Source organism: Thioclava sp. FR2 (assembly GCF_051200875.1).
In the GTDB taxonomy this organism is placed as follows: domain Bacteria; phylum Pseudomonadota; class Alphaproteobacteria; order Rhodobacterales; family Rhodobacteraceae; genus Pseudotabrizicola.
This window is the reverse complement of record NZ_CP195191.1, coordinates 904,907-930,150: the sequence shown is the minus strand read 5'-3', so window position 1 is coordinate 930,150 and position 25,244 is coordinate 904,907. Positions and strand designations below refer to the sequence as shown.

Sequence of the window (25,244 nt, the reverse complement as noted above, 5' to 3'; positions counted from 1 at the left end):
TAACGTTTTGCGATGGCTGACGAAGCGGCGCTGGCGTGACGCGAAAGAATGGAGAAAATCTTGTTTGACGCCAAACTCAGACCCCTGATTGACCCTCCACTGAACAGACTGGGCTATCGGCTTGCAAAAAGCGGCGTAAGTCCGAATGACGTGACCCTTGTCGGTTTGGGCTTTGGTCTAGCCATGGCGGCAGTGGTTGCCCTGTCGGGGCCGATGCTTGTGGCTATAGTTTTCCTTGCGCTCAGCCGTTTGGCTGATGGGCTTGACGGAGCCGTGGCGCGAGCTTCAAGGAAAACCGATTTTGGCGGCTACCTCGATATATTTTGCGATTTCGTGTTCTATGCCGCGATTCCGTGTGCGTTCGCGCTTCGAGACCCATCAAATAATGCATTGGTTGCGGGATTTCTTATCGCAAGTTTCTATGTGAACGCTGCAAGCTTCCTGGGGTTTGCGATCATGGCAGAGAAGAATGGACTCTCTACCGACGCACAGGGTCAAAAATCGCTCTATTATGCGGCAGGACTTCTGGAGGGTGCCGAAACGATTGCCTTCTTTCTGTTCGTTTGCGTCTTTCCGTCAAGCTTTGCTATCTGCGCCTCCGCTTTCGCCATACTTTGCTTATTTACGGCAGTTGCACGCGTTTTCTGGGCTAGAAAATTGATCGGGCAAAATCCGCGCGAGACATAATCTCTGGTAGGAAAGGGTGGTTGGACACACAAATCTTGGAGGTCGACAGCATGATCGGCCTGTCTCAGACCGGAGATTGCAGACCTGCCCTTGCAGCCCCCGCATCGCGCAACTAAGACTCTCGTAACGAACGACCGATATCCCAATGTGAATGACCCGAGAGGCAGGACGAGAGATGCGCGATCCAATTGACACCTATATGAATACCCTGGTTCCTATGGTCGTCGAACAGACCAGCCGCGGGGAACGCGCCTACGACATTTTCAGCCGTTTGCTGAAAGAACGGATCATTTTCCTGTCGGGTCCGGTACATGACGGAATGTCCAGCCTCATCTGCGCCCAATTGTTGTTTCTTGAGGCCGAGAATCCTTCGAAAGAAATCAGCATGTACATCAACAGTCCCGGTGGCGTAGTGACCGCTGGATTGTCGATCTACGACACGATGCAGTACATCAAGCCCAAGGTCTCGACCCTTGTGATCGGGCAAGCCGCGTCAATGGGCTCGCTTTTGCTGACGGCCGGCGAAAAAGGAATGCGTTACTCGCTGCCAAACAGCCGGATCATGGTTCACCAGCCCTCTGGCGGGTATCAGGGACAAGCAACCGACATCCTGATCCATGCACGCGAAACCGAGCGACTGAAGCAACGCCTGAATGAAATCTACGTCAAGCATACTGGCAATGAATACGAAAAGGTCGTGGCAGCACTTGAGCGCGACAATTTCATGTCGGCCGCAGAAGCGAAAGAGTGGGGCCTGATTGACGATATCGTAGAGTCGCGCGGCAAATCGGACGATACAACCAAGTGACAGCCTGCCCCCGGTGTGATGACCATCGGGGGCGATTTGACATTGTGGACGGTCGGGCCTTGGCTTAGACTTTCCCGAACAAGGTCTTGAGGGTACCCAATGGCGAACAATTCAGGCGACAGCAAGAACACGCTCTACTGTTCCTTCTGCGGCAAGAGCCAGCATGAAGTCCGAAAGCTGATCGCCGGGCCTACCGTCTTCATTTGCGATGAATGCGTCGAACTTTGCATGGATATCATCCGTGAAGAGACGAAGTCGTCGGGCCTCAAATCAACCGATGGCGTTCCAACCCCGCGCGATATTTGCAAAGTTTTGGACGACTATGTGATTGGTCAGGAGCATGCCAAGCGCGTGCTTTCGGTCGCGGTGCACAACCACTACAAACGCCTGAATCACTCTTCTAAGACCGATATTGAGCTGGCAAAGTCGAACATTCTGCTGATCGGGCCGACAGGCTGCGGTAAGACCTTGCTTGCACAGACACTTGCGCGCATTCTCGACGTGCCCTTTACCATGGCCGACGCGACAACACTGACCGAAGCGGGCTATGTTGGGGAAGATGTGGAAAACATCATCCTGAAGCTTCTGCAAGCCAGTGAGTACAACGTCGAACGCGCACAGCGCGGGATCGTTTATATTGACGAAGTCGACAAGATTACCCGCAAGTCCGATAATCCCTCGATCACTCGGGATGTCAGTGGCGAAGGCGTACAGCAGGCTCTCTTGAAAATCATGGAAGGGACGGTGGCATCGGTCCCGCCTCAAGGTGGTCGTAAGCATCCGCAGCAGGAGTTCCTGCAAGTGGACACTACGAACATTCTGTTCATCTGTGGTGGTGCATTTGCTGGGCTGGAAAAGATCATCGCTCAACGCGGCAAAGGGTCTGGCATCGGTTTTGGTGCCGAGGTCAAGGATCCAGATGCACGCGGGGCGGGCGAGCTGTTCAAGGAACTGGAGCCGGAAGATTTGCTGAAATTCGGACTTATTCCCGAATTTGTCGGGCGTCTGCCGGTGATCGCAACTCTCGCTGATTTGGATGAGTCGGCTTTGGTTACCATTCTGACCGAACCGAAGAACGCGCTTGTGAAGCAGTACCAACGTCTGTTCGACATCGAAGGCGTTAAACTGACCTTTACGGCTGACGCACTTTCGGCCATTGCCAAGCGCGCGATCAAGCGAAAGACCGGTGCGCGTGGCTTGCGCTCGATCATGGAAGACATCCTCCTCGACACGATGTTCGAACTTCCCGGCATGGAAGGGGTGCAAGAGGTTGTCGTCAAGGATGAGGCGGTAAACGCCGGCGCCAAGCCAATGCTGGTTTATACAGAGAGCGGGAAGAAGAAAGAGACTGCGAATGCGGGCTGAACCGAAGAAACGGGATTTCATGAAGGCGGGCCTCTGGTCCGCCTTTTTTATTTTTGTGACTTTGGTCGGCGCGGCCGCCATCGCTCAAGATCGCATCTACGCCAGTATCCCGAAAATGTTTGGTGCTGTGGTCGAGTATGATCGAAGTCTCATCGAGACTTCAGTCGCCTCGCTCAATAATCAAAAACCATCTGATCTTCTTTGCCACATCGCGGCAGTGCGTCTTAAGAAAGATGCCTCACACAAGCCGCCGCGCAGAGACCTGTCGCGCCCCGATTTCCTGCAATTCGGCGGAAACTGGAAGCCAACACCGATTCTGGCGGAGGGCCCTAAGGGAAAGGATCTTTTAGAAGTTTGTGGTGCGTTCTTAAGAGTTGATGGCTTGGAGGATCTTATCCTGAACGCGGTCGAGACCCCAGGTTCCTACTACATTTCCGATTGGGCGGGCTCGATGTTTCAGCTTTACGCACCCGAGAGAAGGATTGCCCTTTCTATTCGGTACTCGGGCCAATATTCCAAGCGATAGGCCAAGGTGCGATGCCTTGGTACTGGACCTTCTCGGATAATTCCGCCATATCAAGGTCAACGAACTGGAGGCTCGCCCATGTCATTCCTGAAGCGTCTCGTCACTTGGTGGAACGGACAAACCCTTGCAACGCAGGTATATACCTCGCGCAACGGTGTGAAGGTTGGCGAAGACGATCAGGGTAACGTCTATTATGAAACGCGCGATGGCAAACGCCGTTGGGTGATCTTCAATGGCGAAGCCGAAGCAAGCCGCGTGCCACCAGAATGGCATGGTTGGTTGCACCACAGCTGGGACGAACCGCCGACCAAAGCCCCGTTGAAAAAGAAGGCGTGGGAAAGGCCGCATCAGGAAAACCTGACAGGAACGCTGTCTGCATATGCGCCCGCTGGTTCTATTCGTAAGGCACAGCCTGTTGTTCGGGCAGATTACGAAGCTTGGCAACCGGAATAATATGACCTCTGAGCGGAGCGAAATACTTGCCGGGGCCGCAGTTTTGCTCGTGGCCGCAGGTTTTTTGTACTTTGCATCCCAAACAGCTGGCTTGAAGGGCGCATCCGCGAGTTACCCAGTTAAGGCAAGTTTTAGGGCAGTTGATGGCATTACTGTCGGCTCTGATGTCCGTTTGGCCGGGCTAAAGGTTGGCACGATCACGGGCCTGGAACTCAATCCGCAGACCTATTTCGCCGATGCGGAAATTGAGATACAGAATTCTGTACAGATCCCAGTTGATAGCGCGATCTTGATTTCCTCTGAGGGCCTTTTGGGCGGTAATTACGTCGAAATCATGCCCGGCGGCTCTTTGGAAAACCTGTCTCCGGGTGATGAAATCGAAGACACGCAAGGGTCGGTCAGCCTCGTCAATCTCCTGATGAAGTTTGTTGGGTCAGGGGGCGAGGGCGCCGGAACTGAGGAGGCGACGCCTTGAAAACACTAAGCTTTTTTTTGGCGGCGCTGGTCTATGGGTCCGCTGCATTTTCGCAGGAAATGGAATCAGCACCAGGTGGCACCTTGCGTCTTCTGGATAAGGTCACAGGTAAACTGGCGGACGTGTCGCTTTCCTTGGGGCAATCTGCCATCCAGGGAAGAATTACCGTCTTGCTGGACGATTGTCGGTATCCCAAAGAAAACCCCGCGTCAGATGCGCAGGCGCACTTGACAGTCATTGAAGAAGGGCGGAGCGAGCCTGTCTTTTCGGGGTGGATGCTTGCTTCCAGCCCCGCGGTTTCTGCCATGGATCACCCGCGTTATGACGTATGGGTTCTTTCTTGCGACTCAGGCTTTGTTGCTCCTGAAGCAGAAGAGCCGCCAGAAACACCAGAAGAGCCCATTGAAGAAATCAACGAAGGCTGAGGCACATAACCCTCGGGGAAAAAAGTGGCTCTTGCAGCGAGCGCCTTTTCCAATTTTTTTTGGTATTGAGCGCGCGAAATCTCGACGGCCCCGAGGGACGCCAAATGCGGCGTCAAAAACTGAGTGTCCAAAAGAGTAAAGCCGCCCGCGTTCAGTCGGTCCACGAGATACGCCAAGGCAACTTTGGATGCATCTGTTCGTCGAGAAAACATTGACTCGCCAAAGAATGCGCCGCCCATAGCAACGCCATAAACCCCGCCAACCAACGCCCCATCGTCGTAGACTTCAATCGAATGAGCAAAGCCGATGTCGTGTAAGGCTTTGTAAAGTTGAAAAATTTCAGCGTTGATCCAAGTGTCGTCGCGGTCCGCGCACCCCTCGACTACGGCCGAGAAATCGTTGTTCACTGAAATATGGAAGATTTCGCGCCGGATCGTCCGTGCGAGGCTGCGAGATACATGAAACCTATCAAGCGGAATAATGCCGCGATGCCGCGGATCTACCCAATGAATCTTCGGGTTCTCGCGCGTTTCGGCCATTGGGAAAATCCCAATTGAATATGCGCGTAATAGCAACTCTGGCGTAATTTGCTCAGCCAATGACAAATCTCCTTGCGGAGTAGCGATGCTGATCATTTTTGCAGAGTGGTTTGGCACGGATTTCACCGCGCCAAACCATTAGCTTCGTCATCCGAATTGTTGCGCCAGCCATTTTTCAAGCCAATGGATATTGTAATCTCCGGCTTGGATATCGGGCTCTGCCAAAAGTGCGTGGAAAAGCGGAACAGTGGTATCGATGCCGTCCACAATCAACTCGGACAGAGCGCGCTTCAGGCGCGCCAACGCTTCGGGGCGATCGCGGCCATGGACGATCAGCTTACCGATCAGGCTGTCATAGTAGGGAGGGATCGAATACCCACCATAAAGAGCCGAATCCATACGGACACCGAGGCCACCTGGAGCGTGGAAGACACGAACCTTTCCGGGGCAGGGTGCAAAGTTCGGCAACCGTTCAGCATTGATCCGGACTTCAATCGCGTGACCGTTGATTTCAAGGTCTTGCTGGCCAAAGGACATCTCCATCCCAGCGGCGACCCGAATCTGTTCGCGCACCAGATCAACCCCGAAGATGAACTCGGTGACCGGGTGTTCGACTTGAAGGCGGGTGTTCATTTCAATGAAATAGAACTCTCCATCCTCGTATAGAAACTCGATGGTTCCGGCTCCGATGTAGTCAATTTTGGCGACCGCATTGGCGCAAATCTCGCCGATCTCGCTCCGCAGTTTGGGCGTGATGCAGGGGCCAGGCGCTTCTTCGAAAACCTTCTGGTGACGCCGCTGGAGCGAACAATCGCGTTCTCCCAAGTGTACGGCTTTGCCACGGCCATCACCAAAGACCTGAATCTCGATGTGGCGGGGTTTCTGAAGGTACTTCTCTATATAGACTTCGTCGTTGCCGAAGGCCGCTTTGGCCTCTGACCGTGCAGTGCGGAAGGCGACTTCAAGATCGCTTGCGTTCTTGGCCACCTTCATGCCGCGCCCGCCACCACCTGCTGTTGCTTTGATGATCACCGGAAATCCGATGTCCTCTGCAACTCGTAGCGCAGTTTCCAGATCCGGCACGCCGCCTTCCGATCCCGGAACGACTGGAATACCCAGATCCTTCGCGGTTTCCTTGGCAGTGATCTTGTCACCCATAATACGTATGTGCTCGGCTTTCGGGCCGATAAAGGTGATCCCGTGATCTTCTAGGGCCTGTGCAAAACTGGCATTCTCGGAAAGGAAGCCGTAGCCGGGATGCACGGCCTGTGCGCCCGTGATCTCGCAAGCGGAAATGATTGCCGCCTTGTTGAGATAGCTGTCAGTCGAAGGGGCAGGGCCGATACAGACCGACTCGTCTGCCATCCGCACATGCATGGCGTCCGCATCGGCCGTAGAATGGACCGCGACAGATTTGATCCCCATTTCACGGCAGGCACGGATCACGCGAAGCGCGATTTCCCCACGGTTGGCGATCAGAATTTTCTCGAACATGGGGCGCCCCTTATTCGATGATCACAAGCGGCGTGCCGTATTCGACGGGTGTGCCATCTTCGACAAGGATGCGTTTGACCGTACCGGCGCGTGGGGCGGGAATATGGTTCATTGTCTTCATCGCTTCGACGATCAGAATGGTTTGCCCTTCGGTTACGGTCGCGCCGACCGAGATGAAAGGTGCAGCTCCTGGTTCGGCGGCAAGATAGCAGGTTCCGACCATGGGAGAGGTCACGGCTCCTGGATGCTGGGCCGGGTCTTCTGCCGCTGCGGGTGCGGCAGCAGGAGCAGCACTGGCCGCTACCGGGGCTGCCGCCATCGGGGCAGCATAAGCCGGGGCCGCTGCGACTGTGGTCACCACGTTCACTTGCTTGACGACGCGCACATCAAGGCTGTCGTCTTCCCCGTATTCCCGTTTTACCGAGATTTCAGTCAGTTCGTTCTTATTCAGAAGTTCAGCGAGGGCCGCGATGAAGGCCACGTCTGCTTCGGTGTGTTGCTTGCTCATGCCGTCCTCTGTTGGCTGTTGATCGCCAGTTGGTGGTCAGTCTGGTCTTGCATGTCCGCGCCAGCGGTTGACCCTGGGTCAGGTTTTATCCCCACTGGGGCTGATCGCTTATAGCCTTGTCAGCCGAGGGTGAAAAGCACCCTTTGCGTTGAGTAACTTTTGTGCACTCGGCGGCTGGGATTGGAAATATTGCTGCGTGCTAAAATTTACCATTTGATAAAAAAATAATGCTGTGGCAGCCTGATTTCAAATCAAGACGAACAGGGAGTTCCACAACAATGACCAACAGCCCGCTGACGCCCGGCATTGTCTCCGCGCGTTTGCCAGCCTCCCGCCTTGCCGAGAATTTCTCGGATCACGAACCGGCGCTTGACCGGCACGAGGCGCGTGTGGCGGCAGATCGCTGCTATTTTTGCCATGACGCGCCATGTGTAACCGCCTGTCCGACGGAGATTGATATTCCCTTGTTCGTTCGCCAGATCGCGACGGGAACTGCAGAGGCAGCCGCCCATACAATTTGGTCTCAAAATATTCTTGGCGGCATGTGCGCACGTGTTTGCCCAACGGAAACACTGTGCGAACAAGCCTGTGTCCGGGAGACTGCGGAAGGCAAGCCAGTCGAAATCGGAAGGCTTCAGCGTTTCGCGACCGATACGGCCATGGAGAAGGGAGGGCACCCATTCCAGCGCGCTGCCGCGACCGGGAAGAAGATCGCTGTTGTTGGCGCGGGTCCCGCTGGGCTTGCCTGTGCGCATCGCTTGGCCATGCACGGACACGATGTCGTGGTTCTTGAACGCCGACCAAAGGCCGGTGGTTTGAACGAATATGGAATAGCCAGTTACAAATCGACCAACGGTTTTGCGCAGCGGGAAGTCGACTGGCTATTGGGCATCGGCGGCATCACCATACAGACCGGCGTGGAACTTGGTCGGGACGTCAGTCTTGACCAGCTCAAGGCAGATTATGACGCTGTGTTTTTGGGGATCGGCCTAAGCGGCGTAAACGCACTGCGCGCTGAAGGCGAGGACAAGAACGGTGTCGCGAACGCTGTGGATTTCATCGCCGAGCTTCGGCAAACCGCTGATCTGACAAAGCTCCCTGTCGGCCGCGATGTGGTGGTCATCGGCGGCGGAATGACCGCCGTCGATGCTGCCGTTCAATCAAAACTTCTAGGAGCCGAGAATGTTTCGATCGTTTACCGTCGCGGTCAAAGCAAGATGAGCGCGAGTAGCTATGAACAAGAACATGCTACTAGTGCAGGCGTTAAGATCATCTGGAACGCGATGCCGGTATCCATCCATGGCAATGGCGCGGTTCGCGAAGTGGAATTTGCCTATACGGAAGAAACTGCTGAGGGTTTGAAAGCTACTGGCGAAACCTTCCGGATCAAAGCCGATCAAGTTTTCAAGGCGATCGGCCAATCGCTTGCGGGTTTACCGACGAATGTTTCCACGGACAAGGGAAAGATATCCGGCCTTCCAGACGGCGTTTGGGCGGGAGGAGACTGTACAGATGGCGGCGAGGATCTGACGGTTACCGCCGTAGCCCAAGGACGCAATGCGGCCGAGGATATTCACAAGGCTCTGATGGGGTAAGAAAAATGGCAAATCTGGCAACGAACTTCGTCGGAATTAAATCCCCCAATCCTTTCTGGCTTGCCTCTGCGCCGCCGACTGACAAGGAATATAACGTGGTCCGCGCCTTCAAGGCGGGGTGGGGCGGTGTCGTCTGGAAGACCTTGGGCTCTGAAGGGCCGCCTGTGGTAAACGTAAACGGTCCTCGTTATGGCGCCATCTGGGGCGCGGACAGACGCCTGTTGGGGCTGAACAACATCGAATTGATCACCGACCGTCCACTTGAAGTGAACCTCCAAGAGATCAAGAGGGTAAAACGCGACTGGAAAGACCGGGCCTTGATCGTCTCACTGATGGTTCCCTGTGATGAAGAAAGCTGGAAATCGATCCTGAAGCATGTCGAGGACACGGAAGCGGATGGCGTGGAACTGAACTTCGGCTGCCCACACGGGATGAGCGAACGCGGAATGGGCAGCGCTGTTGGTCAGGTGCCTGAATACATCGAAATGGTGACCCGTTGGGTCAAGCAGCACAGCCGCATGCCCTGCATCGTAAAACTGACGCCCAACATCACCGACATTCGCAAGCCAGCCGAAGCAGCAAAGCGGGGCGGGGCTGATGCAGTAAGCCTGATCAACACGATCAACTCGATCACATCTGTCAATCTAGACAGCTTTGCACCGGAGCCCACGATCGACGGACGGGGCGCTCATGGCGGCTATTGCGGACCGGCCGTCAAGCCCATTGCCTTGAACATGGTGGCCGAGATCGCCCGAAGCGCCGAGACGCGCGGGTTGCCAATCAGCGGGATCGGGGGGGTCACGACTTGGCGCGATGCCGCTGAATTCATGGCTTTGGGGGCGGGATCGGTTCAAGTCTGTACGGCTGCGATGACCTATGGCTTCAAGATCGTACAGGAAATGATCTCGGGTCTCTCGCAATACATGGATGAGAAGGGCATGACGTCGGTGGATCAACTGGTTGGTCGTGCGGTCGGGAATGTTACTGATTGGAACCAGCTGAACCTGAACCATGTCACCAAGGCAGTTATTGATCAGGATGCCTGTATCAAATGTGGGCGGTGCTATGCCGCTTGCGAGGATACCAGCCACCAAGCCATCGACATGTCCGCAGATCGCATCTTTACGGTGAAAGACGAGGAATGCGTCGCTTGCAATCTATGCGTCAATGTCTGCCCGGTCGAGAATTGCATCACGATGAAGACTTTGCCGCTGGGTTCAGTCGATCCAAGAACTGGCCGGGTGGTTGAAACCTACGCCAATTGGACGACGCATCCAAATAATCCAATGGCTATCAAAGCGGCGGAATAATCGGCCTGAAACAGAAGCCCAGCGATCAACGCCGGTGCTTTAGGGATGACGCCTCGCGCCATTGACGCGCGGGGCGTTTTTATGACGCTAGTGAAGAACCGGTCGGAGCAGTCGTCAGTCTGTCTGTCAGGCCGACAACCGTTTCCGAACCAATTGCACCATTTGGCGAAAGGCCCGTTGCGTCCGGTTGCGTTCATGCATGGCTGCATAAACTGGTTGCTCGAGAATTGGCGCGTCCGTTACCCATCGAAATACGCCGGTTTCAACCATGGTTTTGGCGCGGGGCTCCATGACGTAACCCGATCCTCCCATTTCCCGTAATAGCGATTCAACTGCGCTTGATTGGCCCGCAGAGACAGGTGCAGCAGATAAATCAGGAAGTGCCGCGCGGTGGGCGGTTTCGAAAGCAGGCGAAAAGTGCGCCATGACATAGCGCTCGGCCTCAACCTCCTCCAGTCGTTGAGCATGGGTACTGATTAGCCGATAGGGGATGACGCCGACCGACTCAAAGTAAAGTCCCGCCTGCGCCTTTGGCGAAAACATCACTCCGAAATCCTGCGCCCCCGTGGTCAGGTCTGTGCACATTTGTGTCGAATAGTCTGGCTCGATGTAAAATGCTGTCTGTGGCAACAGCTTCCGCAAATCACCGACCAATGGTCCCAACTGAGCATGCGCCAAATCGTTCTGAATGCTTATCCGCAGTGTCAGCGCGACTGCGCCACGCTTTTCAACTGATCGCCGTGCAAGCGTCCATTCCTGACGCAAGATCCGGGCGTGCGGGGCGAGCCTAAGGGCCTCTGTCGTGGGCTCTGTTCCCGCGCGTGATCTGTGAAAGAGACGTGCGCCAACTGCATCTTCCAAAGCCTTGACCCGGGCCGAAACCGTAGACTGCGTAATACCCATCCGGTCCGCAGTTCGGTTGAAGCTCCGACTTTCGATCAAATCCAAAAAGGTGTCGATCCACTCTGTCTGCACGTGGCATCCCCCAATCTTCTAATCGACATTGTTGATTAATAGGCCATCGTCATGCCGATTGAAAGTCGATCTGCGGCGATGAATATTATCAATTGGAACAACAAGGGAGGATGCCATGTCAAAGCTGCCGCAAAAGGCGCGCGTGGTGATCATAGGAGGAGGGGCAGTTGGCGCATCTTCTCTGTATCATTTGGCGAAAGCGGGTTGGACAGATTGCGTTCTGCTAGAGAAGAACGAGTTGACAGCTGGCAGCACTTGGCATGCAGCGGGCAACGTTCCGACTTTTTCCTCTAGCTGGTCGATCATGAACATGCAGCGCTATTCTGCGCAGCTGTATCGCGGCCTCGGTGCCGAAGTCGATTATCCGATGAACTATCATGTGACGGGCTCGGTCCGTTTGGGACACAGCACAGAGCGGCTTTTGGAATTCAAGCGTGTGGCCGGGATGGGGCGCTATCAAGGTATGAATCTTGAGGTCCTGTCGCCCGATGAAATCCGCGACAAATACCCGTTTGTGGAAACTCATGATCTCACGGGTGCGCTCTACGACCCTTATGATGGCGATATTGACCCAGCGCAGCTTACTCAGGCGTTGGCCAAAGGCGCGCGTGACATGGGCGCGCATATTGAACGCTTTTGCCCGGTTACGGCCGCGCGTTGGACGGGAAGCGAGTGGGTTCTTTCAACACCGAAGGGTGAAATCCGGGCAGAATACGTTGTAAACGCGGGCGGTTACTATGCAGCCGAGGTTGGCCGTATGTTCGGGCGTCGTGTGCCGATGATGGTGATGAGCCACCAATATCTGCTGTTCGATACGATCCCGGAACTTGAGGCATGGTCCAAGGAAGCCGGTCACAAACTTCCGCTGCTGCGGGATGTTGATTCCAGCTATTATCTGCGACAGGAAAAGATGGGCTTTAACCTTGGGCCCTATGAAAATCCGTGCCGGGCGCATTGGGCAACGCCGGATGATCCAATGCCAGACGATTTTAGCTTTCAGCTCTTTCCCGATGATCTGGAGCGGATCGAATGGCACATTAATGATGCAATGGATCGTGTGCCGTTGCTGGCGAAAGCCAATCTGCAAAAGGTTATTAATGGACCAATCCCTTATACACCGGACGGCAATCCGCTGATTGGGCCGATGCCGGGGGTTCCCAATGCCTTTGAAGCCTGCGTCTTTACATTTGGCATCTGTCAGGCCGGCGGGGCGGGCAAGGTTCTTGCAGAATGGGTCACCGAAGGGGCGACGGAATGGGACATGTGGTCTTGCGACCCTCGGCGCTTTACCGGGTTCGAAGACCACGATTATTGCGTCGCCAAGGGCAAGGAAGTCTATGGCAACGAATATGCGATCCACTTCCCTCATCACGTCTGGCCAGAAGGGCGGATGAAGAAAGTTTCTGCCGTCCATGACAAGGTTGCTGCTCTGGGGGCGCAATTCGGCCCCTATAACGGATGGGAACGCGCCCTATGGTATGCGCGTCCGGGTGATGACACATCAGAGGCAGCACAGAAGACATGGCGTCGTGAAGGGCCATGGTTTGCTGCGGTAAAGGCAGAGTGCGAGGCCGTTCGCGATGCCTGCGGGATTCTCGACCTGCCGGGCTTCTCACGGTTCCGCCTTCAGGGGGACGGCGTGGCTGATTGGCTTGCCGAGCAAATCACGGGCAAAATCCCCTCAGTCGGACGTCTGGGACTGGCTTATTTTGCCGATGAAAAGGGCAGGATCATCACAGAAATGTCTGTGGCCCGAATGGGTGAAAATGAAGTCTTGCTCATCACCGCCGCAACGGCGCAGGGGCATGACAAGGCATGGCTGGAACGCGACCTGCCAGCCGGCATCACACTTTCCGATGAGACTGAGGGCTGGAGTACACAAATCCTGACTGGTCCTAGGGCCCGAGATGTACTGCATTCGGCAAGCGTCGACGCAGATCTCTCAAAACCATGGCTGACATGGCAAAAGGCAAAGATTGCTGGTTCCGCCGTCATTTTGATGCGGGTGAGTTTTGCTGGCGAATTGGGCTGGGAAATTCATTCTCCTGTCCAAGTTGCGCCCGCGGTTTGGGACGCCATTACCACAGCAGGGCAAGCACATAGATTGCGGCCTTTTGGAATGTTCGCCCTGAACTCATTGCGTATCGAAAAGGGTTATCGCGCTTGGAAAGGTGACCTTTCGACAGATTACACAGTGCTTCAGGGTGGATTGGAGCGGTTTGTTGACTGGTCCAAGCCTGCGTTTCGAGGCAAGGCTTCCCTTGCTGCCGAAAAGCAAGCGGGCGTTGAAAAGCGCTTTGTCACACTACGGGTGAATGCTGGCGATTATGACCCGCCCTATATGTCGACGCTTTGGCACGACGGAAAAGTCGTCGGGGAAACCACCAGTGGCTATTGGGGGCATCGGGTAGGGGCTTGCCTTGCTTTGGGGATGCTTCGTGCGGATTTGACCGAGCCAGGAACCAAGCTGGAGGTGGAGATCTTTGGCCAACGCGTTCCGGCTGAAGTTTTGGAAGATGCGCCAGCTTGGGATCCTGCGAATGCGCGACTGAGAGCCTAGAGTGAACGCGGGGGCTTTATGCCCCCTCGGATGTTTCGCCGCCGCTAAACATCTACCCCCGAGGATAATTGGACCAAGATAAAGGACGACGGACGTGGGTTTGCCAAAGAATGCGCGGGCAGTGATCATCGGAGGCGGCGTTTCCGGCTGCTCCGTAGCTTATCACCTGGCCAAGGCTGGTTGGACCGATATCGTGCTTTTGGAACGCCGGAAGCTGACAAGCGGCACCACATGGCATGCTGCTGGTCTGATCGGGCAGTTGCGCGCCAGTGCCAACATGACCCGTTTAGCGCGTTACTCGGCGGGGCTTTACGTTGGGTTGGAAGCCGAAACGGGAATATCAACGGGCATGCGGCAAGTTGGGTCAATATCCGTTGCCCTGACCGATGACCGGATGGAGGAGTTGCGTCGCCAAGCCACGATGGCGCGCATATTTGATGTTGATGTGCATGAGATTTCACCAAGTGAAATCAAGGCGATGTATCCACATCTTGAAGTCGGTGATGCAAAGGGGGGCGTCCATTTGCCCTTGGATGGGCAATGTGACCCGGCGAACATCGCCATGGCACTTGCCAAAGGGGCGCGGATGCGGGGCGCAACCATCGCCGAGGGTGTCAAGGTGACGGAGGTCACGAAGAGGAAAGGACGCGTTACGGGTGTCGAATACGAGGGGCCCGAAGGCCCAGGCTCGATTGCGTCAGATGTCGTAATTAACTGCGGCGGGATGTGGGGGCGTGATTTGGCTGCGCAGAATGGAGTGACGCTTCCGCTTCATGCCTGTGAGCACTTCTATTTGGTGACCGAACCTATTGAAGGGCTTGGGCATTTGCCCGTTCTTCGCGTGCCGGATGAATGCGCCTATTACAAATCCGACGCGGGCAAGATGATGCTTGGTGCTTTTGAGCCAAAGGCCAAGCCCTGGGGCATGAACGGTATCCGTGAGGACTTTGAGTTCGACACCCTGCCTGAGGATTGGGATCACTTCATGCCGATCCTTGAAGCGGCGATGAAGCGGATGCCGTTGTTTGAAAAGGCCGGGATCCACACCTTCTTCAATGGCCCAGAGAGCTTTACTCCGGATGATCGCTATTACCTTGGCGAAGCACCGGAAGTGAAAGGCTATTGGATTGCCGCCGGCTATAACTCTATCGGAATTGCGTCTTCTGGTGGGGCCGGTATGGCCTTGGCACAGTGGATTACGGAAGGCGAACCTCCGTTTGACCTTTGGGAAGTCGATATCCGGCGCGCACAACCGTTCCAGAAGAACCGCAAATATCTGAAGGACCGGGTAAGCGAGACGTTGGGCCTCCTTTATGCCGACCACTACCCTTACCGTCAGGTTGTCACCAGCCGCGGCGTGCGGCGCAGTCCGCTGCATACGCACCTTGAAAAGAGGGGGGCGGTTTTCGGAGAAGTCGCTGGATGGGAACGGGCGAATTGGTTCGCCCGGGACGGGCAAGAGCGCGAATACTGCTATGGCTGGCATCGTCAAAACTGGTTCGAAAATCAGAAATCGGAGCATACAGCCATTCGCCACGGCGTTGGTCTGTTTGACATGACGAGTTTTGGAAAGATCAGGGTAGAGGGGCGCGATGCACTTCGGTTCATGAACCGAGTCTGCTCTGCCGAGGTGGATGTCGATCAGGGGCGCATCGTCTATACGATGCTTCTGAATGAGAGGGGTGGGATAGAGGCGGATCTTACGGTTACTCGCCTGACGGAGACCGCCTTTCTTTTGGTGGTGCCGGGGGCGACGCTGCAACGCAATCTGGCTTGGCTGAGGGCCCACATCGGCGACGATTTCGCGGTTGTAACGGATGTCTCTTCGGGTGAGGCGGTTCTTTGCCTGATGGGGCCGAAATCGCGCGAGGTTCTGTCGAGAGTGAGCCCGAACGATTTTTCAAACGAAGCGCATCCATTTGGAACCATGCGGGAAATCGAGATTGGCATGGGATTGGCGCGCGCCCATCGGGTGACCTATGTGGGCGAACTGGGTTGGGAACTTTATATTCCAACTGATCAGGCCGCGCATGTTTTCGAGACCTTGGAAGAAGCCGCGCCAGAGATGGCTCTTTGTGGCCTGCATACTCTGGACAGTTGCCGGATTGAAAAGGCCTACCGGCATTGGGGGCACGACATCACCGATGAGGATCATGTTCTCGAAGCAGGTCTCGGTTTTGCGGTGAGCAAGAAGAAGTCAAGGTTTATCGGACGCGAGGCAGTCCTTCGAAAAGGCGAAGCAGGTCTGGACCGAAAGATGGTTCAGTTCTTGGTGCGCGATCCAGCGGCGGCAATCTTCCACAACGAAGCCATTGTGCGCGATGGAAAGATCGTGGGGCCGGTGACAAGCGGCAACTACGGGCATCATCTGGGTGGCTCAGTAGCGATGGGATACGTGCCCTGTAAAGGCGAGAACGATGCAGATGTTCTGGCGTCTCGTTATGAGATTGAGATCGCCGGCAAACGGTATGAGGCTCAGGCTTCGCTGACGCCAATGTATGATCCGAAATCGGAACGCGTGCGTGGTTGAGAACGGGTTTGGGGCAGCCCCCATTTCTCGGGATGTATTGATGAACAGATGAAGAGGAAGCGGAAATGAGCGACCTGGGAGAAGTGTGCGAACCGGCACGTGCGCGGCGGTCTGGTGGGCGCGGCGCTCGCGTTGCCGCGCGGGCCGCGCCTTTGGCCGAAAATCTGCGCCCGGTGCGCGGGGGAATGCCTGGAGGGCAATATAAGCCGCTGACCGAAGCCGGCGTGCAGCAGATCCATTCGGCAGCCTTGGATGCGCTAGAGCAGATCGGGCTAAGCCAGGCGCCCCCGTCAGGCGTCGAGATCATGACGGCCGCTGGGGCGGTGCAGGGAAGCGATGGTCGCATGCGGTTTCCGCGTGCCTTGGTCGAAGACATGTTGGCCGTTGCCGCGCGCGACATCACCCTTTATGCGCGTGACCCTAAGCATGACCTGCATCTAAGCGGCACCAATGTTCATTACGGCACGGCGGGTGCTGCTGTGCATATCGTCGACCCGATCACGTTGGAATACCGTGACAGTACGGCACAGGATCTGTACGACGCGGCGCGTCTGGTCGACAATTTGGACAATATCCATTTCTACCAGCGGACCATGGTGTGCCGCGACATTCCCGATAACCGGGAGATGGATCTGAACACGCTTTATGGCTGCCTTGCGGGAACCAAGAAGCATGTCGGTACGTCATTCTCTGACCCCAGCCATGTCGCAGATTGTTTCGAGATGCTGCATATCGTGGCTGGTGGTGAAGAGAAGTGGCTTGAACGGCCGTTCGTATCCAACTCGAACTGCTTTGTCGTTCCACCGATGAAGTTTGCCGAGGAAAGCTGCATCACGATGGAAGATTGCATCCGCCGTGGCATGCCGATGCTGCTTTTGTCAGCGGGGCAGGCGGGGGCAACGGCGCCGGCGCCGATCGCCTTGACGATTGTTCAGGCAGTTGCTGAATGTCTTGCCGGGGTTGTCTATGTGAATTCCATCAAGAAGGGTGCGCCTGCGATCTTCGGAACCTGGCCATTCGTGTCGGACTTAAGGACAGGGGCAATGTCCGGGGGAAGCGCTGAGCAGGCCTTGCTCACGGCTGGTTGCGCACAGATGCATCGGTTCTATGGCCTTCCCGGCGGTGCCGCGAGCGGGATTTCCGATAGCAAACTGCCGGACATGCAGGCCGGATGGGAGCAGGGGATCACCAACGCGCTTGCCGGGCTTGCCGGTCTGAATATGTGCTACGAAGCCGTTGGAATGCACGCGTCACTTCTTGGGTTCTGTCTGGAAAGCCTTGTGCTTGGGGATGACCTTCTGGGACAGGCGATGCGACTTGTGCGTGGGATCGACGTGACCCCTGATTCAACCAGCATCGACGCCATGAAGGACGTATGTCTTGGAGGGCCGGGTCACTATCTTGGATCTGACCAGACCCTGCAACTGATGCAGACCGAATATGTCTACCCCAAGGTTGGCAATCGCATGAGCCCCAAGGAATGGAATGAGGCTGGAAAGCCTTTGTTGTTGGACACGGCAATTGCACGCAAGAATGCAATCCTCTCCAAGGCGGGCTGTGTGGTCGATCCTGAGATCGATCGAGTTATACGGCAGCGCTTTAACATCTATTTCCGCTGAGGTTTCAATGATTTCCGACAACAGGCTTAAGTTCTACATCAATGGGCAGTGGGTGTCGCCCCTTTCGACCAATCAGGCCGGAGTGGAGAATCCCGCAACCGAAGAAATCGTCGCCCAAGTTGCTTTGGGGAATGCTGCTGACGCCGACCGGGCAATCATGGCGGCAAGGCGGGCTTTCGACGGCTTTTCAGTTTTGCCCGTCAAAGATCGGATAGATCTCGTTCGTGCAATTTTGGCTGAATATAACCGCCGTTACGATGACTTTGCCGATGCGATGCGGATCGAAATGGGGGCTCCGAAGGGTTGGGCGCGTGACGCACAGGCTTGGGCGGGGCAAGTTCATCTTGAAGCGACGATAAAGGCCGCCGAGGAGATGGTCTGGGAATATTCGCGGGGCAATAGCCGTATCGTCTATGAAGGGATTGGCGTCTGCGCCCTGATTACGCCGTGGAATTGGCCGATGAACCAGATTGCCTGCAAAGTGGCTCCAGCACTGATTGCCGGCTGTTCGATGGTCTTGAAACCCTCTGAAATTGCGCCGCTTTCCGGTGTTCTTTTTGCAGAGGTTTGCGACAAGGCCGGAGTGCCTGCCGGAGTCTTTAACTTGGTCAATGGTACCGGACCCGAGGTGGGCGTTCGGCTGTCTTCACACCCCGAAGTGGACATGGTCAGTTTCACTGGCTCGACCCGCGCCGGAGTTCAGGTGGCCCAGAATGCGGCGCCAACCGTCAAACGTGTGGCACAGGAGCTGGGAGGGAAATCGGCAAACATCATTTTGCCGGGTGCAGATTTGGCGGCTTCTGTCAAAGCAGGGGTCGAGGGCTGCATGGGTAATACGGGGCAGTCCTGTGATGCGCCGACACGCATGTTTGTGCCTCGCAGCCAGGCAGAAATGGCCTATCAGGCTGCCATTGCCGCTGCGGCTGAAATCGTTGTTGGCAATCCGGCTGACGAAGAAACCACGATGGGGCCGTTGGTCAGCGAGCTTCAGTTCAAAAAGGTTCAGGGACTGATCCAGAAGGGGATCGAGGAAGGTGCCCGGCTCTTGTGCGGTGGAACAGGGCGTCCATCAGGCCTGAACCGCGGCTGGTTTGCGCAGCCCACAATTTTTGGAGACGTCACCAATCAGATGACCATCGCAAGGGAAGAGATATTTGGGCCAGTGTTGGCGATCCTTCCCTATGACACCGTTGATGACGCCGTTCAGATGGCGAATGACACAGTCTATGGCCTTGCTGCTTATGTGCAGGGGCCCATAGAAGTCGCGCGGGCTGTCGCGCGTCGACTGCGGGCCGGGCAGGTAAACGTCAACTATCCCGACTGGGATACCTTTGCCCCCTTCGGCGGATATAAACAGTCCGGCAATGGTCGCGAGTATGCTGATTGGGGCATTCACGACTTTTGTGAGGTGAAGGCCATCGTGGGCTATGGAAGCTAAGGTGCAGCAAATGAAATATGGCTATATCGGGCTGGGTAATCTGGGCGGGCATATCGCAGCCAGTCTGTTGCGGAACGGCTTTGAGGTTGTCGTTTATGACAGAGATTCCTCCTTGGCCGAACGCCATCGTGCAATGGGGGCAACGGTCGCCACATCGGCTGCCGATGTGGCCCGTCAGGTGGATCATGTGTTCACTTGCCTTCCTTCCCCTGCCGTGAGCGAGGCAGTCCTGGCGGAAATGCTTCCCGAGATGAAACCGGGCGCGACGTGGATCGAGAATTCGACTTTGAGCCGGGACGACATCCTTCGACTGGGGGAACTTGCAGCCGACAGTGGCATCGCGCTTTTGGAGTGTCCGGTCACAGGGGGCGTTCACCTTGCCGCGCGTGGCGAAATCACTGTCCTTGTGGGCGGGGCGGCAGAGTTGGTTGAATTGCACAAGCCCGCGCTGCAGGTGATTGGCAATCGCCTGTTCCACATGGGTGATCTTGGAAGTGCCGCGATCATCAAGGTGATCACCAACATGCTGGCCTTTATCCACCTGAAGGCCTGCTCTGAAGCCTTGATGTTGGCAAAGCGCGGTGGCTTGGATCTGGCCCAATCGTGGCATGCCATTGCGGCTTCGTCCGGTACCAGCTTCGTGCATGAAACCGAAGGCGCGCTGATCCTGAACGGAAGCTATGACATTGCCTTCAACATTGATCTTGCCTTGAAGGATTTGGGGTTCGCTTTGAATTTTGGCCGCGAATTTGGTGTGCCGCTGGATCTGGCATCGATGACCAACCAGACCTATGTCGCAGCAAAAGCCGCCTATGGTGGTCACGCTCAATCGCCGATGATTGCCAAGCTTCTGGAAGATTTGCTTGGAACCGATTTGCGCGCCGAGGGTTTCCCGGGGCGGCTGGAGTAATCAGCGGAACTGCTTGGCCAGTTTCAATCCTTGGCCCTGATAGTTTGAGGCAATCTTCTCGCCATATAGCGCATCAGGGCGTTCCGCCATGCGTTCGTAAACCAAACGGCCCACGACTTGCCCATGTTCCAGAACAAAGGGCGCTTCGTGGCAACGCACTTCCAGAACACCGCGTGATCCGGTTCCGCCTGCTGCTGCATGACCAAATCCCGGGTCGAAAAAGCCCGCGTAATGCACACGAAACTCGCCAACCATCGCGAGGTAAGGGGCCATTTCAGCGGCATAATCCGGCGGAATGGTCACAGCCTCCTGGCTGACTAGGATGTAAAAGGCACCCGGGTCGAGAATGATCTGACCATTCGTGTTGCGGATTTCTTCCCAAAAGTCCTGAGCGGGGTAGTGTCCAATCCGATCAAGGTCGATCACACCGGCATGAGGTTTGGCCCGAAAGCCGATTAGATCGCCTTTGCGGGGGCGCAGATCGACTGAAAAGCCAAGGCCTTCCGATATGACGGCTTGTCCATCCACCAAAGGTTCTCGGCCGTGCAACTCCAAGAGTTCCGCGTCGGTCAGGACTGCCTGACCAGACCGGAATCTGATCTGGTTCAAACGCTGTCCGGGGCGGACCAGTACACTGAAAGATCGCGGGCAGACTTCGGCATAAAGCGGTCCATCATATCCGTCGGGAATGCGGTCAAACTCTGTGCCACCATCGGTAATGGTTCTGGTCAGCAGATCAAGGCGTCCCGTTGAAGATTTTGCATTGGCGACTGCCGACAGGCCCTTCGGCAGACGTAATTTTTCCATCAACGGAATGACGTAAACACAGCCCTTCTCGAGAACCGCTCCCTGAGTGAGGTCGATTTTGTGCATTTCAAATTCGGCAAGGCGTTCAGCAACCGGGCGCCCTTTTCCGGCGAGAAAGGACGCGCGAACGCGGTAGGCGACAGTTCCAAGCCGTAAGTCAAGACTAGCAGGCTGAATCTGGGCAGGGATGATTTCGGGATTGGCCGATATCGCACCGTCGGCAATCAGCTTTCGCAGGGCCTGTGCTGGCAAGACGCCTGTCCCAGTCATCGGATCCCTCCCTTGGTCCTGATAGAGAAACGCCCGCCGGGCCATAAGCCAAGCGGGCGATTTCTTTGTTGGTCGGGCCGGTGAGATTCGAACTCACGACCTTCCGCCCCCCAGACGGACGCGCTAACCAGGCTGCGCCACGGCCCGACACCGGGGGATACATAACGAAATTCGCGGGCTGCACAAGCCGGAAAGCGCATTGATCTGCCCCGAATTCTTGCTGCTAGTGACCCAGACGAGGGGGGGCAGCCAGCCGATCACGCAGGGACCGTGCCCGCGCACGGATCACTGTCAGAGTTCCTCGATCTGAATGAGACAATTGATCGGCGCGGGTCGCCCTTAGGCGCGACGCAATCGTTTGCGCCAAATCGCTGTCCGGCCCGATCTCGGATTCCAAATGCGGTTTCGGCGCTGCGTTCATCGGTGCAGACTTATTTGAAGCTGCCCCAATCCGCGTCACCCGAAGTGTCGGTCCCGGTTCGTTCGACAATCCAACACGATTTTCTGGATATTCATCTGTGGGGACGTCATCGGCCCAGACGGCCATTGGGGCTTCTTCTGCTTCTTCGTTGGCCAGCCCGGTCTCGCCCTCGACACTGTCAGGGCTCTGCTCGAACGGCGCCTCTTCACTGGCCTTCAGCTCATCAATCGCAACCAGTTTTGGAGGGGATTTCGATGCGTTGAAGTCGATGATCTCAACGTCATTATCTGCGCTATCCGCCTCACCAGCGTCTTCTTCAGACGTAGAAGTGGACGCGACCATTCGAGAAAAGAGATCTGAAATCCCATCGTCCGCCGGTGTTTTGCGTGGCGGAGGCGTTGTGCGAATGGGCTCTTTTGATTTTGGAGAAAACGGCGTCGGAAGCACTGTGGCGGGCGCTTCTTCGCTATCTGCTTCTGCCATTTCTTCAGAGTCTTCGGCGGTTTCTAGGCCGATTGCGTCGTCACCGTTCGGCATTGAGTCTTCAATGCTTTCAGCGCGCTCAATGCTTGCGGACAATGCAGTCTCAAGGGCGATGACCTGTGCAGCTTCAGCTTCGGCTACCGGCAAATGGGGCGGGGCTTCCGCCGCGCCGGAAGAGGATGCAAGCGCGGCCTCCAGTGCTTCATCGTCATCGGCAGTTGCGTCATCTGCCATGCCCGAAACGTAACGTACACCTTGCTCACGCAAGATCTTTTGCACGCCACGGATCGTCATGCCTTCGTCATGAAGCAGACGCTTGATCCCAGTTAGCAAAGCGACATCAGCAGGCCGATAATAGCGACGACCACCAGCGCGCTTTACCGGCCGGATCTGTGGGAAACGGCTTTCCCAGAACCGCAGCACATGGGCTGGGGTTTCCAGATGTTCTGCCACCTCGGAAATCGTACGAAAGGCATCGGGCGATTTTTCCATGCGCCCCGGCCTCCCTTACTTCTTCTTTCCAGCGGCCACGCGGTCGCGCATCAGATGAGACGGGCGGAATGTCAGCACACGACGCGGGCTAATCGGAACTTCATCGCCAGTTTTAGGATTGCGACCAACACGGGCGGTTTTGTCGCGAATGGAAAAAGTTCCGAAAGACGAGATCTTGACCTGCTCTCCGGTAACCAGTGCATCGGACATATGCTGAAGCACAGATTCCACCAATTGCGCACTTTCGTTGCGGCTTAGTCCGACTTCTCGGAACACTGCCTCAGAAAGGTCCATCCGTGTCAGAGTCTTCTCGCTCATCTTTTTAATCCCCCCTGATTTTCAGGCAGGATGCGCTGAGCCGATTTGCGAGTCAATATCAGAGACTTGGAAGGAAGAGTTCAAACGCGAATTACCAGCGCAGAACGACCGAGCCCCAGGCCAAACCGCCGCCGATTGCCTCAGTAACGATCAGATCACCTTCTTTGATCTGTCCTCTTGCCTTTCCAACGGAGAGGGCAAGCGGAATGGAAGCCGCCGAAGTGTTGCCGTGATCTTGGACTGTGACAACCACGCGTTCCATCGGCAACTGCATTTTCTTGGCTGTGCCTTCGATGATCCGAATATTGGCCTGATGAGGCACAATCCAATCAACGTCGCCGCTGGTCAGGCCCGCCTTGTCCAGGCAGGTGTTCGCGGTTTCAGCCAGTTTTTCCACGGCGTGACGAAACACTTCTTTGCCAGACATGCGAAGGTGCCCAACGGTGCCAGTGCTCGCACCACCATCGACATAGAGGATGTCTTTGTAGCGACCATCAGAGTTCAAATCGGTCGCAAGAATTCCGCGGTCCGACGCACTCCCTTGACCTTCTTGTGCTTCAAGAACCACTGCGCCTGCACCGTCCCCGAACAGGACGCACGTTGTGCGGTCATTCCAGTCCATCAAGCGGCTGAACGTTTCAGCGCCAATGACGAGCACGCGTTTTGCTTGACCGGACAGGATCAGGGCGTTGGCGTTTGTCAAAGCATAGACAAACCCGGCACAGACGGCCTGAACATCAAATGCAAAGCCCTTTGTCATACCCAGATTGGCCTGAACCATCGTCGCTGCCGATGGAAATGTCAGGTCAGCAGTCGAGGTGGCGAGGACGATCGCGTCAATGTCGTCAGCGTCAAAACCTGCATCCGCCAAAGCAGCTCTCGCTGCGTGGGTTGCCAGCATTGAGGTTGTTTCGCCCTCTGCTGCGAAATGCCGACGCTCGATACCAGAGCGCGAACGAATCCATTCGTCAGAGGTTTCTACCAAGCTTTCAAGTTCAGAATTCGGGACTACCCGTTCAGGCAAATAGTGCCCAACGCCACGAACAACCGCGCGTATCGTCATGCTTCTGGTCCCGTTTCCGCCGAGGCCGGCATCGAGTTGTTGACTGCCCCGCCCACTTCCGCTGCATCCTGCCCCGCGCGACCGGTAGATGCAACCCGTGCTGCAAGGCGATCAACGAAACCGGTGCGGGCCAGTTGGATAGCAAGGCTGACGGCCGCTGCAACTCCCGTCTCATCCGACGAACCGTGCGATTTGACGACAGTCCCATTCAAGCCAAGGAACACGCCGCCATTGACCCGTCGAGGATCAATCCGGCGCTGCAGTCGCTTCAGCGAGCCCATCGCAAGTAGCGCGGTGAATTTCGAAAGCAGTCCGTCGCTGAACACTTCCTTCAGGAGATCTGAGATCAGTTTTGCCGTACCTTCGCCCGTCTTGAGCGCGACATTGCCTGTAAATCCGTCCGTGACGATCACATCCACTCGGTCTGAAGGAATATCGACACCTTCCACGAAGCCGACGAAATCGTAAGAACCCGCTTCGGCGGCAGCGGCCAATCGGTCATGTGCCGACTTAAGTTCGGTCCGGCCTTTATGTTCTTCCGTGCCAACGTTTAGAAGTCCAACACGCGGCCGTGCCACAGCAAGACCGTTGCGTGCATAAGACGCTCCCATAGCCGCAAATTGCAAAAGATCTTCGGCTTCGGCTTCGACCCCTGCGCCGACGTCCAGCATGACATTGAAGCCGCCTGGGTTCCGGCTTGGCCAAAGGCAGGCAATGGCCGGGCGATTTACGCCCGGGATCTTGCGAAGTCGGATCATGCTGACCGCCATCAAGGCGCCGGTATTTCCGCAAGAAACAGCAGCCTGTGCTTCGCCATTCTTCACGCTCTCGACCGTTGACCACATCGACGTGCCTTCGCCATGGCGCATAACTTGGCTTGGCTTGTCATTCATCGTCACGACCCTCTCGGCATGGACGATGCGGACGCGGTTTGAAAGGGCAGGGGTCTTTGCGCAAAGCGCTTTCAGCGTGGACTCATCGCCATGCAAAATAAACTGCACATCGGGATGCTTGTCTGCTGAAATGCCAATGCCGGCGACCACAGCCGCCGGCCCACGGTCGCCGCCCATGGCGTCAACCGAAATGACAGTAATGCCTGAGGCATCAGCCCCCGCTGTCAGGATACCGGTCACCGTTTGGTCGGGTCCGTTTACCATGAGTGGGGAGAGTCAG

22 protein-coding genes, 1 tRNA gene and 1 pseudogene are annotated in these 25,244 nt (G+C 56.1%); 14 read left to right on the top strand and 10 right to left on the bottom strand.

What is annotated here, in order from left to right:
• Window positions 1–60 precede the first annotated feature (60 nt).
• From ACSBLW_RS04470 to ACSBLW_RS04440, 7 genes are all read left to right on the top strand, one after another.
• On the top strand, window positions 61–687 hold the full coding sequence (locus ACSBLW_RS04470) for a CDP-alcohol phosphatidyltransferase family protein (RefSeq protein WP_435260040.1): 627 nt from the start codon (window positions 61–63) through the stop codon (window positions 685–687).
• A gap of 175 nt (window positions 688–862) precedes the next feature.
• On the top strand, window positions 863–1,495 hold the full coding sequence (locus ACSBLW_RS04465) for an ATP-dependent Clp protease proteolytic subunit (protein ID WP_435259032.1): 633 nt from the start codon (window positions 863–865) through the stop codon (window positions 1,493–1,495).
• A gap of 99 nt (window positions 1,496–1,594) precedes the next feature.
• Window positions 1,595–2,860 (top strand): ATP-dependent Clp protease ATP-binding subunit ClpX, encoded by a 1,266-nt coding sequence (gene clpX, locus ACSBLW_RS04460; RefSeq protein WP_435259031.1) that lies wholly within the window; start codon window positions 1,595–1,597, stop codon window positions 2,858–2,860.
• On the top strand, window positions 2,850–3,386 hold the full coding sequence (locus ACSBLW_RS04455) for a hypothetical protein (protein ID WP_435259030.1): 537 nt from the start codon (window positions 2,850–2,852) through the stop codon (window positions 3,384–3,386). The genes clpX and ACSBLW_RS04455 overlap by 11 nt, the downstream gene beginning before the upstream one ends.
• Before the next feature lie 78 nt (window positions 3,387–3,464).
• On the top strand, window positions 3,465–3,839 hold the full coding sequence (locus ACSBLW_RS04450; protein ID WP_435259029.1) for an NADH:ubiquinone oxidoreductase subunit NDUFA12: 375 nt from the start codon (window positions 3,465–3,467) through the stop codon (window positions 3,837–3,839).
• 1 nt (window position 3,840) lies between these two features.
• Window positions 3,841–4,314, top strand: a complete 474-nt coding sequence (gene mlaD, locus ACSBLW_RS04445) for an outer membrane lipid asymmetry maintenance protein MlaD (RefSeq protein WP_435259028.1) — start codon at window positions 3,841–3,843, stop codon at window positions 4,312–4,314.
• Window positions 4,311–4,739: a DUF2155 domain-containing protein gene (locus ACSBLW_RS04440; protein ID WP_435259027.1), complete on the top strand. Its 429-nt coding sequence runs from the start codon at window positions 4,311–4,313 to the stop codon at window positions 4,737–4,739. Before mlaD ends, ACSBLW_RS04440 begins: the two co-directional genes overlap by 4 nt.
• On the opposite strand, the gene aat is transcribed toward ACSBLW_RS04440, so the two are convergent.
• Genes aat through accB form a run of 3 tightly spaced genes read right to left on the bottom strand, consistent with a single transcriptional unit; the run spans window position 4,634 to window position 7,280 of the window.
• On the bottom strand, window positions 4,634–5,374 hold the full coding sequence (gene aat / locus ACSBLW_RS04435; protein WP_435259026.1) for a leucyl/phenylalanyl-tRNA--protein transferase: 741 nt from the start codon (window positions 5,372–5,374) through the stop codon (window positions 4,634–4,636). The two genes, ACSBLW_RS04440 and aat, sit on opposite strands and share 106 nt — an antisense overlap.
• Before the next feature lie 51 nt (window positions 5,375–5,425).
• Window positions 5,426–6,772 carry an acetyl-CoA carboxylase biotin carboxylase subunit gene (accC, locus tag ACSBLW_RS04430; protein ID WP_435259025.1) on the bottom strand — a complete coding sequence of 449 codons (1,347 nt, stop codon included), beginning with the start codon at window positions 6,770–6,772 and terminating at the stop codon, window positions 5,426–5,428.
• Window positions 6,773–6,782: 10 nt separating this feature from the next.
• A complete protein-coding gene (gene accB, locus ACSBLW_RS04425) occupies window positions 6,783–7,280 on the bottom strand; it encodes an acetyl-CoA carboxylase biotin carboxyl carrier protein (protein ID WP_435259024.1) in 498 nt (165 codons plus the stop codon).
• A 278-nt stretch (window positions 7,281–7,558) separates the two neighbouring features.
• Between accB and ACSBLW_RS04420 the strand changes: the two genes are divergently transcribed.
• Entirely contained in the window at window positions 7,559–8,875 is a 1,317-nt protein-coding gene (locus ACSBLW_RS04420) for an NAD(P)-dependent oxidoreductase (RefSeq protein ID WP_435259023.1), read from the top strand.
• A 5-nt stretch (window positions 8,876–8,880) separates the two neighbouring features.
• Complete coding sequence (preA, locus tag ACSBLW_RS04415) at window positions 8,881–10,185, top strand: NAD-dependent dihydropyrimidine dehydrogenase subunit PreA (RefSeq protein WP_435259022.1); 1,305 nt, start codon at window positions 8,881–8,883, stop codon at window positions 10,183–10,185.
• A gap of 126 nt (window positions 10,186–10,311) precedes the next feature.
• On the opposite strand, the gene ACSBLW_RS04410 is transcribed toward preA, so the two are convergent.
• Window positions 10,312–11,160 (bottom strand): LysR family transcriptional regulator, encoded by an 849-nt coding sequence (locus ACSBLW_RS04410; protein WP_435259021.1) that lies wholly within the window; start codon window positions 11,158–11,160, stop codon window positions 10,312–10,314.
• A gap of 115 nt (window positions 11,161–11,275) precedes the next feature.
• On the opposite strand from ACSBLW_RS04410, the gene ACSBLW_RS04405 reads away from it, so the two are divergent.
• From ACSBLW_RS04405 to ACSBLW_RS04385, 5 genes are all read left to right on the top strand, one after another.
• Window positions 11,276–13,720, top strand: a complete 2,445-nt coding sequence (locus ACSBLW_RS04405; protein WP_435259020.1) for a GcvT family protein — start codon at window positions 11,276–11,278, stop codon at window positions 13,718–13,720.
• A gap of 94 nt (window positions 13,721–13,814) precedes the next feature.
• On the top strand, window positions 13,815–16,250 hold the full coding sequence (locus tag ACSBLW_RS04400) for a GcvT family protein (RefSeq protein WP_435259019.1): 2,436 nt from the start codon (window positions 13,815–13,817) through the stop codon (window positions 16,248–16,250).
• Window positions 16,251–16,315: 65 nt separating this feature from the next.
• Window positions 16,316–17,869 (top strand): trimethylamine methyltransferase family protein, encoded by a 1,554-nt coding sequence (locus ACSBLW_RS04395; RefSeq protein ID WP_435259018.1) that lies wholly within the window; start codon window positions 16,316–16,318, stop codon window positions 17,867–17,869.
• Between the two features lie 7 nt (window positions 17,870–17,876).
• Window positions 17,877–19,307 (top strand): aldehyde dehydrogenase family protein, encoded by a 1,431-nt coding sequence (locus ACSBLW_RS04390; protein WP_435259017.1) that lies wholly within the window; start codon window positions 17,877–17,879, stop codon window positions 19,305–19,307.
• A gap of 10 nt (window positions 19,308–19,317) precedes the next feature.
• Window positions 19,318–20,217, top strand: a complete 900-nt coding sequence (locus ACSBLW_RS04385; RefSeq protein ID WP_435259016.1) for an NAD(P)-dependent oxidoreductase — start codon at window positions 19,318–19,320, stop codon at window positions 20,215–20,217.
• On the opposite strand, the gene ACSBLW_RS04380 is transcribed toward ACSBLW_RS04385, so the two are convergent.
• The 6 genes and pseudogenes from ACSBLW_RS04380 to plsX all read right to left on the bottom strand — a co-directional run bounded on the left by ACSBLW_RS04380 (window position 20,218) and on the right by plsX (window position 25,228).
• Window positions 20,218–21,294 carry a 2'-deoxycytidine 5'-triphosphate deaminase gene (locus ACSBLW_RS04380; RefSeq protein ID WP_435259015.1) on the bottom strand — a complete coding sequence of 359 codons (1,077 nt, stop codon included), beginning with the start codon at window positions 21,292–21,294 and terminating at the stop codon, window positions 20,218–20,220.
• A gap of 69 nt (window positions 21,295–21,363) precedes the next feature.
• Window positions 21,364–21,441, bottom strand: a tRNA-Pro gene (locus ACSBLW_RS04375).
• Window positions 21,442–22,318: 877 nt separating this feature from the next.
• Window positions 22,319–22,690, bottom strand: a pseudogene (locus ACSBLW_RS04370) (MerR family transcriptional regulator); the annotation flags it as partial.
• 15 nt (window positions 22,691–22,705) lie between these two features.
• A complete protein-coding gene (ihfA, locus tag ACSBLW_RS04365) occupies window positions 22,706–23,008 on the bottom strand; it encodes an integration host factor subunit alpha (protein WP_435259014.1) in 303 nt (100 codons plus the stop codon).
• Between the two features lie 91 nt (window positions 23,009–23,099).
• The gene (locus tag ACSBLW_RS04360) at window positions 23,100–24,071 is read right to left on the bottom strand and encodes a beta-ketoacyl-ACP synthase III (protein ID WP_435259013.1); all 972 of its coding nucleotides are present in this window, start codon (window positions 24,069–24,071) and stop codon (window positions 23,100–23,102) included.
• The gene (plsX, locus tag ACSBLW_RS04355; RefSeq protein ID WP_435259012.1) at window positions 24,068–25,228 is read right to left on the bottom strand and encodes a phosphate acyltransferase PlsX; all 1,161 of its coding nucleotides are present in this window, start codon (window positions 25,226–25,228) and stop codon (window positions 24,068–24,070) included. Before plsX ends, ACSBLW_RS04360 begins: the two co-directional genes overlap by 4 nt.
• Window positions 25,229–25,244 lie beyond the last annotated feature (16 nt).